The sequence below is a fragment of the Thermocrispum municipale DSM 44069 genome (assembly GCF_000427825.1).
GTDB classification, from domain to species: Bacteria; Actinomycetota; Actinomycetes; order Mycobacteriales; family Pseudonocardiaceae; genus Thermocrispum; species Thermocrispum municipale.
Map to the genome: position 1 here is coordinate 65,063 of NZ_ATYT01000012.1, position 13,478 is coordinate 78,540.

The 13,478-nt window shown below is 69.1% G+C and carries 15 protein-coding genes; 5 read left to right on the forward strand and 10 right to left on the reverse strand.

Going from position 1 to position 13,478, the window contains the following annotated elements; translation table 11 throughout:
* Nucleotides 1–19 precede the first annotated feature (19 nt).
* Nucleotides 20–394: a VOC family protein gene (locus YWM_RS0111925; RefSeq protein WP_028850926.1), complete on the forward strand. Its 375-nt coding sequence runs from the start codon at nt 20–22 to the stop codon at nt 392–394.
* A gap of 114 nt (nt 395–508) precedes the next feature.
* Here YWM_RS0111925 and YWM_RS0111930 read toward each other — a convergent pair whose 3' ends face one another.
* Complete coding sequence (locus YWM_RS0111930) at nt 509–1,105, reverse strand: class I SAM-dependent methyltransferase (protein WP_028850927.1); 597 nt, start codon at nt 1,103–1,105, stop codon at nt 509–511.
* Between the two features lie 329 nt (nt 1,106–1,434).
* Between YWM_RS0111930 and lepA the strand changes: the two genes are divergently transcribed.
* Nucleotides 1,435–3,270: a translation elongation factor 4 gene (gene lepA, locus YWM_RS0111935; protein ID WP_028850928.1), complete on the forward strand. Its 1,836-nt coding sequence runs from the start codon at nt 1,435–1,437 to the stop codon at nt 3,268–3,270.
* A 109-nt stretch (nt 3,271–3,379) separates the two neighbouring features.
* On the opposite strand, the gene YWM_RS0111940 is transcribed toward lepA, so the two are convergent.
* The 3 genes from YWM_RS0111940 to YWM_RS0111950 form a co-directional block, all read right to left on the reverse strand.
* Complete coding sequence (locus tag YWM_RS0111940) at nt 3,380–3,559, reverse strand: hypothetical protein (protein WP_028850929.1); 180 nt, start codon at nt 3,557–3,559, stop codon at nt 3,380–3,382.
* A 60-nt stretch (nt 3,560–3,619) separates the two neighbouring features.
* Entirely contained in the window at nt 3,620–4,591 is a 972-nt protein-coding gene (locus tag YWM_RS0111945) for an alpha/beta fold hydrolase (RefSeq protein ID WP_028850930.1), read from the reverse strand.
* Between the two features lie 281 nt (nt 4,592–4,872).
* Nucleotides 4,873–5,838: a zinc-binding dehydrogenase gene (locus YWM_RS0111950; RefSeq protein ID WP_028850931.1), complete on the reverse strand. Its 966-nt coding sequence runs from the start codon at nt 5,836–5,838 to the stop codon at nt 4,873–4,875.
* A 50-nt stretch (nt 5,839–5,888) separates the two neighbouring features.
* Here YWM_RS0111950 and YWM_RS23325 point away from each other — a divergent pair, with 50 nt between their 5' ends.
* Genes YWM_RS23325 through YWM_RS0111965 form a run of 3 tightly spaced genes read left to right on the forward strand, consistent with a single transcriptional unit; the run spans nt 5,889 to nt 6,911 of the window.
* Nucleotides 5,889–6,089, forward strand: coding sequence for a hypothetical protein (locus tag YWM_RS23325; protein ID WP_043660821.1), 201 nt, complete (start codon nt 5,889–5,891; stop codon nt 6,087–6,089).
* A gap of 11 nt (nt 6,090–6,100) precedes the next feature.
* Complete coding sequence (locus tag YWM_RS0111960; protein WP_028850932.1) at nt 6,101–6,523, forward strand: guanyl-specific ribonuclease; 423 nt, start codon at nt 6,101–6,103, stop codon at nt 6,521–6,523.
* A 4-nt stretch (nt 6,524–6,527) separates the two neighbouring features.
* On the forward strand, nt 6,528–6,911 hold the full coding sequence (locus YWM_RS0111965; RefSeq protein WP_245566011.1) for a barstar family protein: 384 nt from the start codon (nt 6,528–6,530) through the stop codon (nt 6,909–6,911).
* On the opposite strand, the gene YWM_RS0111970 is transcribed toward YWM_RS0111965, so the two are convergent.
* The 6 genes from YWM_RS0111970 to cysD form a co-directional block, all read right to left on the reverse strand.
* Complete coding sequence (locus YWM_RS0111970; protein WP_028850934.1) at nt 6,908–7,693, reverse strand: enoyl-CoA hydratase-related protein; 786 nt, start codon at nt 7,691–7,693, stop codon at nt 6,908–6,910. The two genes, YWM_RS0111965 and YWM_RS0111970, sit on opposite strands and share 4 nt — an antisense overlap.
* 112 nt (nt 7,694–7,805) lie before the next feature.
* A complete protein-coding gene (locus YWM_RS25235; RefSeq protein WP_052344822.1) occupies nt 7,806–9,584 on the reverse strand; it encodes an acyltransferase family protein in 1,779 nt (592 codons plus the stop codon).
* A gap of 10 nt (nt 9,585–9,594) precedes the next feature.
* A complete protein-coding gene (locus tag YWM_RS26440) occupies nt 9,595–10,404 on the reverse strand; it encodes a hypothetical protein (RefSeq protein ID WP_052344823.1) in 810 nt (269 codons plus the stop codon).
* A 116-nt stretch (nt 10,405–10,520) separates the two neighbouring features.
* Nucleotides 10,521–11,249, reverse strand: a complete 729-nt coding sequence (locus YWM_RS0111985; protein ID WP_028850935.1) for a sirohydrochlorin chelatase — start codon at nt 11,247–11,249, stop codon at nt 10,521–10,523.
* Nucleotides 11,246–12,526, reverse strand: a complete 1,281-nt coding sequence (locus YWM_RS0111990; RefSeq protein WP_028850936.1) for a sulfate adenylyltransferase subunit 1 — start codon at nt 12,524–12,526, stop codon at nt 11,246–11,248. The genes YWM_RS0111985 and YWM_RS0111990 overlap by 4 nt, the downstream gene beginning before the upstream one ends.
* 2 nt (nt 12,527–12,528) lie before the next feature.
* Nucleotides 12,529–13,470 (reverse strand): sulfate adenylyltransferase subunit CysD, encoded by a 942-nt coding sequence (gene cysD, locus YWM_RS0111995; RefSeq protein WP_043660823.1) that lies wholly within the window; start codon nt 13,468–13,470, stop codon nt 12,529–12,531.
* Nucleotides 13,471–13,478: the final 8 nt, after the last annotated feature.

A 13,478-nucleotide genomic window follows, 5' to 3' on the forward strand; every position in this document is an offset into this window, starting at 1 on the left:
TCGCAGGTATCCACTAACCATGGAGGTTCTCAGCAGCCGAATATTGCTACGCCCGTCGGACCCCGACCGGACGCACGAGTTCTACGGCGAAACGCTGGGGCTGGCGGTCTACCGACAGTTCCCCGGCGGCACGGTGTATTTCCTCGGCAACAGCCTGCTGGAAGTGTCCGGGCAGTCCGACGCCGGGGAGCGGCCCGGCGTCGCGCTGTGGCTGCAGGTTCGGAACCTGTCGGACGCCGTGGCGCAGCTTGCGCTCGCCGGGGTGCCGATTCTCCGTGGCCCGCAGCAGGAGCCGTGGGGACTCCACGAGGCGTGGATTGCCGACCCCGACGGCGTCCGCATCGTGTTGGTCGAGGTTCCCGAAGACCACCCGCTGCGATCCGACCCACGCTGACTCCGCCACGGATGCCATCGCCCGTGGGCAAGGCGACGCCAGGCGCCGGTGTGCGGGAGCCCTGTCCAAGCGGTCGGCACGTAGCTCGCAAGGGGTGGCACGCAGCCTACGGGGCTAGGCGTTCACCGCCTTCTTCACCGCCCGCAGTTGGACCGCACGCGTCGCCAGGACACCCGGTGGATCCCACGTCCACGACTGCACGTCGGTGAATCCGGCGGTTTCCACCTCCGAGGCCAGCTGGTGTCGCGTGACCGGCAAGAACTTCTGGTGGACGGACAACACGATCCGCCCGCCCGGGCGTAGCACTCGTGCGATCTCGGCGAACCCCGCTGCTCGGTCGCTCCAGATGTGCACGTTGTTCACCGTCAGCGCCACGTCCACGGACTCGTCCTCGAGCCCGGTCTGCTCGGCCGTCGCTTTGCGAATCCGGACCGTGCCGGCTCGCACCAGGTCGGCGCACCGCCGCGCGCTGATGCGCAGCATGTCCTCGGACGGATCCACGCCGATCGCAGCTGCTGCGCGTTCACCTGCGGCCCGCAGGCCGACTCCTGGCCCGGGCCCGAGCACCAGAACGGTCTCGTCGTCGCGCACGCCGGCAATGTCCACGACCTGCTGTTCCACGGCCGCATTGCCGCGGGCCATGAGTGCTGCGCCGATGCGGCCCAGCACCCCGCGGGGACGTCCGAAGGCGCGGTCCAAAACATCTTCCATACTTCGACGACACCACGCTTCCGGTCGCGTCGGCATCGGGGATTCCCCGGATTTCGCCCTGGGAGTCGACGCCGAACCACCGGAGCCTTTCTGCGGCGGATCCGCGCTGGGCAGACAGTCGGGACCGAAGCGCTTCCAGGCTGTCCGGCTCCTACAGGGAGAGTCCGCTGACGGGAGACTCGACGGCGGGGCCGCGTGCGTGCCGCCGCCGCTTGCGCCACGTCAGGAGCAACTGACTGCCCTTCACACCCGGTTGCACCACGGCAGGGGAGACGCACGTGAAGCGACATGGGAACATAGAGGCGATCGCCCAGAACCGAGGAACGTGAGTGACCTTCGCCGACAAGACCTTCACGCCGCCGGAGCGGATACGCAACTTCTGCATCATCGCGCACATCGACCATGGCAAGTCGACCCTGGCCGACCGGATGCTGCAGCTCACCGGTGTCATCGAGGAGCGCCTCATGCGGGCGCAGTACCTCGACCGGATGGACATCGAGCGCGAGCGCGGCATCACCATCAAGGCGCAGAACGTTCGGCTGCCGTGGCGTGTCGACGACGAGGACTACGTACTGCACCTGATCGACACCCCGGGGCACGTCGACTTCACCTACGAGGTCTCGCGTGCGCTCGCCGCATGTGAGGGCGCGATCCTGCTGGTGGACGCCGCGCAGGGCATCGAGGCCCAGACGCTGGCGAACCTGTATCTGGCGATGGACCGCGACCTGGAAATCATCCCGGTTCTGAACAAGATCGACCTGCCGGCCGCCGACCCCGACCGGTACGCCGCGGAACTGTCGCACATCCTCGGCGTCGACCCGTCCGAGGTGCTGCGTGTCTCGGCCAAGACCGGCGAGGGTGTGCAGGAGCTGCTCGATCACCTGGTACGCACGGTCCCTGCGCCGACCGGTGACGCCGACGCGCCGCCGCGCGCGATGATCTTCGACTCGGTGTACGACACCTACCGCGGCGTCGTCACCTACATCCGGGTGGTGGACGGCAAGATCACCCCGCGGGAAAAGATCCGCATGATGTCCACCGGCGCCACCCACGAGCTGCTCGAGGTCGGCATCATCTCGCCGGAACCCAAGGCGGCAGACGGCCTGGGCGTCGGCGAGGTCGGCTATCTCATCACCGGGGTGAAGGACGTCCGGCAGTCCAGGGTCGGTGACACCGTCACCGCCGAACGCCGGCCGGCCAAGGAGCCGCTGGCCGGGTACCGCGACCCGAAGCCGATGGTCTACTCGGGTCTGTACCCGGTCGACGGCTCGGACTACCCGGTGCTGCGGGAGGCGTTGGAGAAGCTGCAGCTCAACGACGCCGCGCTGACCTTCGAGCCGGAGACTTCGGTGGCGCTCGGGTTCGGTTTCCGCTGCGGCTTCCTCGGCTTGTTGCACCTGGAGATCACCCGCGACCGGCTCGAGCGGGAGTTCGGGCTCGACCTGATCTCCACCGCGCCCAACGTGGTCTACCGCGTCCTCCTCGAGGACGGAACCGAGCACGTGGTCACCAATCCGTCGGACTGGCCGAGCGGGTTGAAGATCGCCGAAGTGCACGAGCCGGTGTGCAAGGTGACGATCATCGCGCCGAGCGAGTTCGTCGGCGCGATCATGGAGCTCTGCCAGAGCAAACGCGGCCAGCTGTCCGGCATGGACTACTTGTCCGAGGAACGCGTGGAGCTGCGCTACCAGCTCCCGCTGGCCGAGATCATCTTCGACTTCTTCGACTCACTGAAGTCCCGTACCCGCGGCTACGCCTCGCTGGACTACGAGGAGGCAGGGGAGCAGGTCGCCGACCTGGTGAAGGTCGACATCCTGCTGCAGGGCGAGCCGGTGGACGCCTTCAGCGCCATCGTGCACCGCGACCACGCCTACGCGTACGGCACGAAGATGACCGGCAGGCTCCGTGAGCTGATTCCACGCCAGCAGTTCGAGGTGCCGATCCAGGCCGCGATCGGTTCCCGCATCATCGCCCGCGAGACCATCCGCGCGATGCGTAAGGACGTGCTGGCGAAGTGCTACGGCGGGGACATCTCGCGTAAGCGCAAACTGCTGGAGAAGCAGAAGGAAGGCAAGAAGCGGATGAAGACCGTCGGCCGGGTCGACGTCCCTCAGGAGGCCTTCGTCGCGGCGCTGTCCACCGACGAGCCGAAGGGCAAGAAGTAAGCGGCAGACACCGTCGGCGCGGTGATCCTGCCGCGTGCGCGCGGGAAACGACGCTCGCGCCCGGGCGAAGCCCTGACGCGGCGACGTGCAGCGGGGTGTCCCGCCGTACCTATTCTCGATCCAGCCGGTGTTGCGCCAGCATTCCGGCGATGGCGGCCAGCGACATCGCCTGGATCGCCTGCAACTGTTGCTCCGACCCGGACTCGGAGCGCTTGTAGACGTCCTCCGCCTTGCTCAGCCAATCCCACGCTTTCCTGCTGATGTGCTCCTCGGCGCGATTGTCAGCCATGATGACGAACCCTCCCGAGCTCGGAGTTGCCGAGAGTGATCCGTCGCAAACGGCGAAAAGTCAGCTCGCGGTGGCCTTCGGCCGTGACGCGTCGGAACGTTGCCTGGTCGCGGCCCGGCGCCGAGCCTCCCGCGCGGCAGCTCGCCGAGAGCTGTCGACGAAATACCGGACCAGCTCATGGACCTCTGCAGCGTGGTCCAGTTGCGGACAGTGCCCCCAGTCGTCGTGCACCACCAGACGACTGTGCGGCACGAGACTGTGCAGCATCCGGCCGCTGTCGGCCCGGACCAACCTGTCTCGCCCGCACGCCAGGATCAGCAACGGTGACGTGATGCGCTCCGGCTCGTACAGCCGCTCGTCGAACTCGCTGGTCAGCTGCCTGGCCTGGGCGAGACGCTCCCGAACGGATCGGTTGGACCGGAACAGTTGGATGAACCGTCGCGCGTCCTCGTCGTCGCGGCTGCGCGGGGTGGCGTACAGCAAGCGAGGAACGACCGCGTCGACCACGCCGCGGACAACCACGCTGGGGATCGGCAGCGGCAGCGAGCCGTACAGCCGAAGCGGCAGCGGATAGCGCTTCACCGTGTTCACCAGCCAGGTGTCGGACAGTCCCGGCGCCGCGATCGACACCACGCCCGCCAACCGGGGCGACGTTCGCTGTGCCGCGCGCAGACTGACCGTGCCGCCGAGCGAGTTCCCGATCAGCACGACCTCACCGAGTTTGGCCTGCTCACGCACCACGGCTCGGACGAACGTGTCGAGCTGCGGCAGGATCGGCCCGGGCCGCAGCGCATCGGCTTGCCCGAATCCGGGCAGGTCGACCGCGACGGCGTGCTCGCCCGCTTCGGCGAACTGCAGCAGCAGTCGCCGCCAGGTGTCGGCACTGTCGCAGTAGCCGTGAAACATGACGAACCGGACACCGGATCGGCTTCCTTCCGGCCGCTCGACCGTCAGCACCCGCGTGCGGACACGCGCGTACCTGCGGTACGTCGTACGGATCGGCGATCCGGTCCGCTCCGGTGCGGTCGTCATAACGGAAGGGTAGTCAAGGACTCACCACAAACACTGCCGTCACGACGATCACAAACCGGCATCGGTCCGATTCGTGCAGCTCACGCCGCCACGGCGGAGAGAGCTCGGGCCGACCGGCGTAGCCCGAACGGCCTAGCGCTGTCGGGTGCAGCGCCTGCAGCCGAGCCCGCTGCGGACGCCCCGTGGCGCCACGCGGACACGCCGACCAGGTCATGGGGCCGCCAAGGGAGGTCGGCATGCCTCGCAGGCGACCCGCATGAGTCGCCCCGTTCCGGAGGGCGTCAGCGCGTCAGGACGATCTTGCCCGCGGTCTCGCCGTCCAGCATCTTCCGGAACGCCTCCGGCGCCTCGGTCATCGGCAGCTCCGCGCCGATCGCCGGCCGGATCCCGGCGAGCTGCACGAACTCCAGCAGCGAGGCAAGCTCGTCGCGCGTGCCCATGGTCGATCCGACCACGCGCAACTGCAGGAAGAACACCCGCTGCAGCTCCGCGTTCGCGTCCGGTCCGCTCGTCGACCCGGAGACGACTACCACGCCACCCGGCTTGAGCGACTTCAGCGAGTGCGACCACGTCGCCTTGCCCACGGTCTCGAACACCGCGTCGACCCGCTGCGGCAACCGCGCACCGGGCTCGAACGTCTCGTGCGCGCCCAGCTTCTCGGCCAGCGCCCGCTTGGCGTCGGTCCGCCCGGTTGCGTACACCCGCATGCCCGCGGCGCGACCGAGCTGGATCAGCGCGGTGGCCACCCCGCCGGACGCGCCCTGCACCAGCATCGACTGGCCGGGCCGGAGCCCGGACTTGACGAACAGCATCCGGTACGCGGTCAGCCACGCCGTGCCCATCACGGACGCTTCCGCCCAGCTCAGTCCCTTGGGCTTGGGGATCGCGTTGGCTGCGGGCACGATGACGCGCTCGGCGAACGTGCCCTGGTGCTTCTCGGTCAGCAGCGTGCGCTTGGGGTCCAGCGTCTCGTCGCCACGCCACGCCGGATCACCGATCACCGAGTGCAGCACCACCTCGGTGCCGTCCGGCAGCGTGCCTGCCCCGTCGCAGCCCAGGATCATCGGGAACTGTTCCTTCTTGATCCCGACCCCGCGCAGGGTCCACACGTCGTGCATGTTCAAGCTGGCGGCTTTGACGTCGACGGTGACCCAACCCTCCGGCGCCTCGGGCTCGGGCCGTTCGCCGGTTGCCAGCCCGGCCAACGGGTCGTCGGGATTGGGTTCTGTGGCGTATACGGCGAACATGTCTCACACCGTATCGGCCGTGCGAGCCCCGTGGGGGTAGGGTTCGCCACATGCTCGACAAGCTCGATGAGTGGTGGGACGCCGTCGAACTGTGGGTTGTCGAGCTGTGGTTCCCGCTGCAGTTCCTCGTGGTCATGGCCGTCGTGGTCCCGGTGTGCCTGGCCGTGGCCTGGGCGGTGGATCGTGGCGTCGACCACCTTTCCGCCTGGCTGCGCCGGGTGCGTAGGCGGCGGCCGACCCCGCGTGCCTAGGATCGGGCGCTATGCGGGACGCACCGCGGCGCAACCGCCGCAGGATCACTGCTGCGTTGGTCGGCTTGCTCCTGCTGGTGGGCGCCGGCTGGCTGGTGCAGAACCAGTGGGGCGAGTCCGCGACCGATCAGCTCCCCGGCTCGGAATCGGGGCTGCCGGTCAAGGCGTTGTCCGAACTGCCGGACCAAGCGCGGCAGACGTGGGAGCTGATCAAAGCGGGCGGGCCGTTCCCGGAACGGCAGGACGGCACCGTGTTCGGCAACCGGGAGGGCTTGCTGCCCGACCACGAGCCGGGCTACTACCGCGAGTACACGGTGCCGACACCGGATTCGCCCGATCGCGGCCCGAGGCGACTGGTCACCGGCCAGTCCGATGAGCTGTACTACACACCAGATCATTACCGATCATTCGTTGTCGTCGACCCGAACCGTTAGGGGAGTGAGCGTGGTCGAGGAGCCCGCAGTGCGCTCGCACGCCGTCGTGGCGGACGAAGCTGCCGCCCGCGGTGCATACGTCCACACCGTCAGTGGCCCCGGTCTGCGGGACAAGCTCGCAGTGCTGGATGCCATCGCCGATGCGATGGATTTCCCGGAGACGTTCGGTCGCAATCTGGATGCGCTGTACGACTGCCTGACCGATCTGTCCTGGTTGCCTGCCGGCGAGCACGTGTTGATCTGGGTGAACTCGTCGACACTGGGTGACAACGACCCCCGCGGCTACCTGGCCATCCGTTCGGTGCTGTCCGATGCGCAGCGCGCGCTCGGCCCGGCGGGGGACCGTGCCGACGGCAGGCAACTGACCGTCGAGCTGGTCGACTGCTAGGCGTCCGGCACCCAGTTCGGCTTGCGCTTCTCGGCGAACGCGCGGATGCCTTCCTGCCCTTCTTCGGAGGCGAAGAAGCGCGCGGACAGCGCAAGCATGTCGGAGAACGCCGCGGCCAGCGCGTCCTCGTCGGTCGCGTTCGAGCCGCCACGCAGCAGCTCCTTGGTGGCCGCCAGCGCCTGAGGCCCTCCCGCAGTCAGCGACTTCACATAGCGGTCGACGGTCGCGTCCAGCTCGTCGCGCGGCACGGCTGCGTTGATCAACCCGATCTCCGCGGCCCGCTTGGCGTCGAACGGCTCACCGGTGAGGAACAGCTCGTGCGCGGCCCTGGGCAGCAGGCGGGGCAGCACGGGGACGGAGATCACCGCAGGCACGACACCGATACGGACCTCACTGAACGCGAACGTGGCCTCCTCGACCGCGATCGCGATGTCCGCCGCGGCCACCAGGCCGACGCCGCCGGCGCGTGCGGGGCCGGCGAGCTTGGCCACGACCGGCTTCGGGCTGGTCATGATGCGGCTGAGCAGCTGCGGGAACTCGTTGACGCCCTGCTCGGACGACCCCGCGCCGCGGGCTTCCTTGAGGTCCATGCCGGAGCAGAACACCGGACCGGTGTGGTCCAGCACGATGACGCGAACTGCGTCGTCGCCCAGGGCCGTGGTCAGGGCTTCGGCGAATTCGCGGCGCAACTGGGCGCTCAGCGCGTTGCGGTTGTGCGGGGAGTCCAGCGTGACGGTCGCGACCCCTCGGTCGGCCCGGTAGTGCACGAGTTCTTCAGCCATGACGATCACTCTGGCACACGGGTTCGCTGCTGGGAGTGTGTGCCCTGCTCGGTGGTCGCCGCCGGTGTTCCGCGCTTGGGGTGTGCGGTCCGCTGGGCGCCCTTGACGGTGTTCAGTGCCTGGAGTGCCTGCCCCTGCTCGGCGGTCCCGACTCACGACGGTCGACCGGTCGCGGCGGCGTGCGGCGGCCGTTGCGCTCCCCGTTGACCTGTCCTTGCGGGCGGCGGGGCCTGCCGTTGTGGTTGGTGGCCGGGCGGGGCTGGCTGCGCTCGTCGCCGGCGCTCGGCCATTCGGGCTCACGGCTGGGTCGGCGGCCGTTCACCGGCGGCCGGCCATTGCGGCGAGCCGGTGTACGGCGCGGCTGTGCGGGCGGGGCCTCCGTCGTCGGTGGCTCCGGCCTTGGCCTGCGCTGTGGAGCCGGTTGTCTGCGCTGTTCGGTGGGCTCGCGCCGCGGTCGGCCGTTCAGCCGTTCCGACCGCTCGCTCGTCCACTGGGCAGCCCGCTCGCGCGGACCATCGGGCCGGGTCCGGCGCCCGTTGGTGGCGGGGCGTTCGCGGGGGACTTCCAGATGGCCCGCATGCCGCTCACGAATCTCTTCTGCCGGTGGCCTGCGGCGCCGCACGGTCCGGGCGTCCGGCGCCACGTGCGTGGGGTCCGGCTTGCGCCGGGCCGGCCGCGGCTCATCATCTGCGTCCTCGTCGCCCGACGAGTCGTCCTCGCTGCGGCGCCGGAACGTGCCGAGCAAGCGTTCGAAGAACCCCACACCCGGCGTCGGCGTGGTCACCTCCGTGCGTTTGGACAGCCGCCGACCGAGGTTGTGGCTGGGCAGCTCCACCAGCCGGTACGCCAGCTCAACCACCACGAACGTGGCCGCCACCCCGACGATCACGCTCAACCAGACCGGCAACGAGTCGCTGATCGCGTGCATCAGTGGCAGCGCGATGAGCCCGTGCATCAGGTACAGCGAGTAGCTGCGCTCGGACATCGCGGTCCAGAACGTGCGCTGCTTCAACCGGTCCTCGGTGCCCAGGCCGACGTAGAACACCAGCACGGCGAACACGATCGGTCCGGCCCGCAACAGGTAGTCGGTGTCCAGCTTGAGGTTGGCGGCCAACACGAACAGGCCCCACGCGGCCAGCAGATAGCCGCCGGCCAGCAGGCGGTGGATCTTGCCGTGCCAGCCCGCCCAGATGATCTGGCCCATGATGGGCAGCAGCAGGTACGCCGACTGCGAGGCGAAGCCGCCGAAGTCCGGGCCGAGCGGGGTGCGCAGCAGCACCAGGATCAGTACGACGTCCAGCTCGACGAAGATGGCCGCCCACACCCAGCGGCGCAACAGCGGCAGCACCGCGACCAGCAGCAGGTAGAACAGCACCTCGACGGCCAGCGTCCACGCCACGCCGACCATCGCCCAGAACGGCTTGAGGGAGAAGTTCGCCAGCGTCAGGTTCGCCAGCAGGGTGCCAGGGGTGATGTCCTGCTTGTGGCCCGCGCTGAGCACGGACAGCCCGAGCGCGATCCCGCCCGCGGCCAGCAGCACCGCGAGCACGTTCATCGGGTAGATCCGGAAGAACCGGTTCACGCCGAACCGCCGGGCGCCCAGTTTGAGCGCGATCGGGGTCACGACGAAGCCGCTGACCAGGAAGAAGAAGTAGATGGAGATCTGCCCGATGCCCTCCGAGGAGAGCTTGAGCGGGGTCTCGAACAGTGCGGTGAAGCCGTCGGTGACGGCCGAGCCGCCGTGCCGGGCCTCGATGAACTGGTTGGCGATGTGGGTGTAGAACACCACCAGCGCGGCCACCGTGCGGCCGATGTCGATGAAGGCAATGCGGGACTTCTCCGCCGCGGTGACCGCGGCGAACTTCTCGGTGGGGGCCTCTGCGTTCCGCACCGCCGCTGACCTAGACCGACTGGTAGCGGCGCCCCGGATCACCCGGTGGGTGACCGAACGCGCCGAGGTAGTAGTTCGGGCCGCGTCGCCGGACGTCCTCCGGCGGGAGGAACTCGCCGGCCTCGCCGGCGTGGACGAAGAACGCATTGACCCCTGCCAGCTCACAGTGAACCAGTCGGTACCCCTTCCGTCCGGCCAGCTCGACCAGCGCACCCAGTGATGCGCCGAAGAAGTCGGTGCCGTCCCAGCCCGGGGTGTCCGGGGGTTGGACCAGCCGTTCGTCCGGGTTGAGTCCGGAGTTGTACTCGATCACCACCACGCGCGGCGTGTAGGCCTCGATGGCTTGCCAGACCCAGTAGTCGTTGCCGTCGATGTCGATCGACAGCACGTCCGGGCGCTGGGGTACGCCGGCCTGCGCGAACAGATCCTGCACGTTTTCCGGTGTCACCGCGGCATGCATCGTGGTGACGCGGTCGGCCCACCGGTACTTGTGGTGCAGGTGGTGGTAGCAGTCCGGGTTGGCTTCGAGGAACACGCCCCGCCAGCCGGCCACGTCGGCCAGCGCCACGCAGTTGCCTTCCGAGCCGGTCTCCACCCCGAACTCGACGAACGAGCCGTCGGCGACGCCGATCCGACGGAAAATTTCCGCCAGCACTCCGTCCTCCCCGTTCTGGGAGAAGACCTGGTACTCGTAACTGGTCAGGTCCAGCTCGGCCACGGATTCGGCCGGCTCCTTGCCGAGCAGGTGCAGGCGCCGCCGGTATTCCGGAAGTGCCCGATACACGCGCGCTTGACGCTGGACGACGGCCTCGGAGAACACGCAACGAAAGTAGCAGTTCCCTTCGTCCGTTTGGCCGGTATGGGCATATCGGGAACGCTCAGGTGAGCCGAACGCCCTGGTCGACGTGCTCGGCGGGCGGGCAGCGAGCGGATGGGTCACGCGGCGACGGTCACCGGAACGGATGCTGCGTAGCGCGCCAGAACGACGTGTGCGACCCAGGGGTGCGCGCCGAGCGGCTCGGCGATCGCGACGCCGTCCGCGGTTTGCCTGGCCTGCTTCGCGACCCGGTCGAGCAGGAGCCCGGGGGCCAGGAACCACGGCGCGATCACCACACCGGCGGCCCCATCTGCGCGCAGCCGAGCGACGGCCGACTGCACTGACGGATCGCAGGTCGCAAAAGCGTGCGCGACCTGCGGAAACAGGCCGCGTGCCCGCCAGCTGTCGGCGATCCGGGCCACGGCTGCATTAGCTTTCGCGTGACTGGAGCCGACCCCGGCCAGGACCACGCCGACCTGCCCGGTGCCGAGCTCGGCGACGCGCATCGCGGCCAGTCGCTGCAACAGCGGATCGGGGCCGAGCACGTCGGTCACGCTGACGGCCAACCCCGGATTCCGCTCGGTGGCCTGGGTGATCAACGCAGGCAGGTCCACGCGCGCGTGGAACGCCGCACCGAGCAACAGCGGGACCACCACGACCGTGGAGTGTCCTCGCGCGTGGAGGTTCGCGAGAGCGTCCGGAACCGACGGCTCGCTGAGGTCCAGGAACGCCGTCTCCACGACCACGTCACCGGCCTGCTCGCGCACCGCGGCGGCCAGCTGCCGCACGGTGGCGGCCGACCGTGGATCTCGGCTGCCGTGCGCAACCAGGAGCAGCGGCGGGCTCACACCGAGACCTCGAGCGACGGCAGTGGCGCCCCGATCAAGCCGGCCGCGAGCGTGTCGCCCGACGGTGGATCGATCACCAAGAACGCGCCGTTGCGGTGCGTCGTGGCGTAGTCGTCGACCGGCAGCGGCTCGGCGGTGCGGATCTCCACCTGGCCGATGTCGTTGAGCCGCAGCGTGTCCGGTGCCTCGACCGTGGCCAACCGCTGCTCGTCGAATCGGGTGGCCAGCCGCTCCACGAACGCCTGCACGGTCTTCGTCCCGTGTTTGACGAGCACCCGCGCTCCCGCGGTCAAAGGCTTCTCGGCCAGCCAGCACAGCGTGGCGGAGAACTCGTCGGTCACGCGGGGCTGGTCGTCCACCGCGGTGATCAGGTCACCCCGCGCGATGTCCAGGTCGTCGGCCAGCACCAGGGTCACCGACAGTCCGGCTCCTGCCTCGGGCAGCGGGCCGTCGGCGGTGTCGATCCGTTCCACCCGCGAGCGCAGGCCGCTGGGCTGCACGACCACCTCGTCACCGGGTCGCACGGTGCCCGAGGCGACCTGGCCTGCGTAGCCGCGGTAGTCCGGATGTTCCGGCGTACGGGGACGGATGACGTACTGGACCGGGAAGCGCAGCGGCTCGTCGTGCGGGTCATCCGCCACCGGCACCGTCTCCAGGTGTTCGAGCAGCGCGGGACCGCGGTACCACGGGGTCCGCTCGGAACGCTCGACCACGTTGTCGCCGTGCAGGGCCGAGACGGGAATCGCCTGGACCTCGTCCGGCGCATAGCCGAGTGCCGTGGCGTGCGCGGTGAACTCGTCAGCGATCGTGGTGAACGTCGCCTCGTCGAAGTCGACCAGGTCGATCTTGTTCACCGCGAGCACCAGCCGCCGGACGCCGAGCAACGCCAGCACGGCGGCGTGGCGGCGGGTCTGCTCGATGACGCCATTGCGCGCGTCGACCAGCAGGATGGCCAGCTGCGCCGTCGACGCGCCGGTCACCGTGTTGCGGGTGTACTGCACGTGGCCGGGAGTGTCGGCCAGCACGAACGTTCGCTTCGGGGTGGCGAAATAGCGGTACGCCACGTCGATGGTGATGCCCTGCTCACGCTCGCTGCGCAGTCCGTCGACCAGCAGGGACAAATCCGGTGTGGACAACCCTCGGTCGACCGACGCACGGGTGACCGCGTCCAGCTGGTCGGCCAGCACCGACTTGGTGTCGTAGAGCAAGCGTCCGACCAGCGTCGACTTGCCGTCGTCGACCGAGCCGGCGGTCGCCAGCCGTAGCAAAGAAGTCACGATCAGAAATACCCCTCGCGCTTGCGGTCCTCCATCGCGGCTTCGGACAGTCGGTCGTCGGCCCTGGTCGCCCCACGCTCGGTCAGGCGGGACGCGGACACCTCCGCGATGACGTCCTCGACGGTGGTGGCACGGGATTCCACGGCGCCGGTGCACGAGCCGTCGCCGACCGTGCGGTAGCGCACCATCTTGCGGACGACCTCCTCGCCGTCCCGCGGCCCGCCCCACGGACCCGCGGTCAGCCACATGCCGTCGCGGCGAAACACCTCGCGCTCGTGCGCGTAATAGATGGACGGCAGCTCGATGTCCTCCCTGGCGATGTAGTGCCACACATCGGCCTCGGTCCAGTTCGACAGCGGGAACACCCGCACGTGCTCGCCGGGCTTGTGCCTGCCGTTGTAGAGGTTCCACAGCTCGGGCCGCTGCCTGCGCGGCTCCCACTGGCCGAACGCGTTGCGCAGGCTGAAAATGCGCTCCTTGGCGCGAGCTCGCTCCTCGTCCCGGCGGCCGCCACCGAAGACGGCGTCGAAGCGGTGCTCGGCGATGGTGTCCAGCAGCGGGACGGTCTGCAGCGGGTTACGGGTGCCGTCCGGCCGCTCGTGCACCTTGCCTTCGTCGATCCACTTCTGCACCTCGGCCACGATCAGCCGCAAGTTGTGCTTGGCGACCATCTTGTCCCGGAACTCCAGCACCTCGGGGAAGTTGTGCCCGGTGTCGACGTGCAGCAGCGGGAACGGCACCGGCGCCGGCCAGAACGCCTTGACCGCGAGATGCAGCAGCAGCGTGGAGTCCTTGCCACCGGAGAACAGGATCACCGGACGGTCGAACTCGCCCGCCACCTCGCGCATGATGTGGATGGCCTCCGACTCCAGCGCGGCCAAGTGGTCACGCGCCGCCGGAGCGCCCGTGTCGCCTGCCTGAGCTCGGGAAATGACTGCGGTCATGGCTCTCC

Excerpts from the sequence above, each read along its gene's own strand:
- YWM_RS0111970 (WP_028850934.1), bottom strand. The coding sequence starts at position 7,693 with ATGGCTGAAGAACTCGTGCACTACCGGGCCGACCGAGGGGTCGCGACC.
- YWM_RS0111960 (WP_028850932.1), top strand. The coding sequence starts at position 6,101 with ATGCGGGACGCACCGCGGCGCAACCGCCGCAGGATCACTGCTGCGTTG.
- YWM_RS0111945 (WP_028850930.1), bottom strand. The coding sequence starts at position 4,591 with ATGACGACCGCACCGGAGCGGACCGGATCGCCGATCCGTACGACGTAC.
- YWM_RS23325 (WP_043660821.1), top strand. The coding sequence starts at position 5,889 with ATGCTCGACAAGCTCGATGAGTGGTGGGACGCCGTCGAACTGTGGGTT.
- YWM_RS0111930 (WP_028850927.1), bottom strand. The coding sequence starts at position 1,105 with ATGGAAGATGTTTTGGACCGCGCCTTCGGACGTCCCCGCGGGGTGCTG.
- YWM_RS0111950 (WP_028850931.1), bottom strand. The coding sequence starts at position 5,838 with ATGTTCGCCGTATACGCCACAGAACCCAATCCCGACGACCCGTTGGCC.
- YWM_RS0111925 (WP_028850926.1), top strand. The coding sequence starts at position 20 with ATGGAGGTTCTCAGCAGCCGAATATTGCTACGCCCGTCGGACCCCGAC.
- cysD (WP_043660823.1), bottom strand. The coding sequence starts at position 13,470 with ATGACCGCAGTCATTTCCCGAGCTCAGGCAGGCGACACGGGCGCTCCG.
- YWM_RS0111940 (WP_028850929.1), bottom strand. The coding sequence starts at position 3,559 with ATGGCTGACAATCGCGCCGAGGAGCACATCAGCAGGAAAGCGTGGGAT.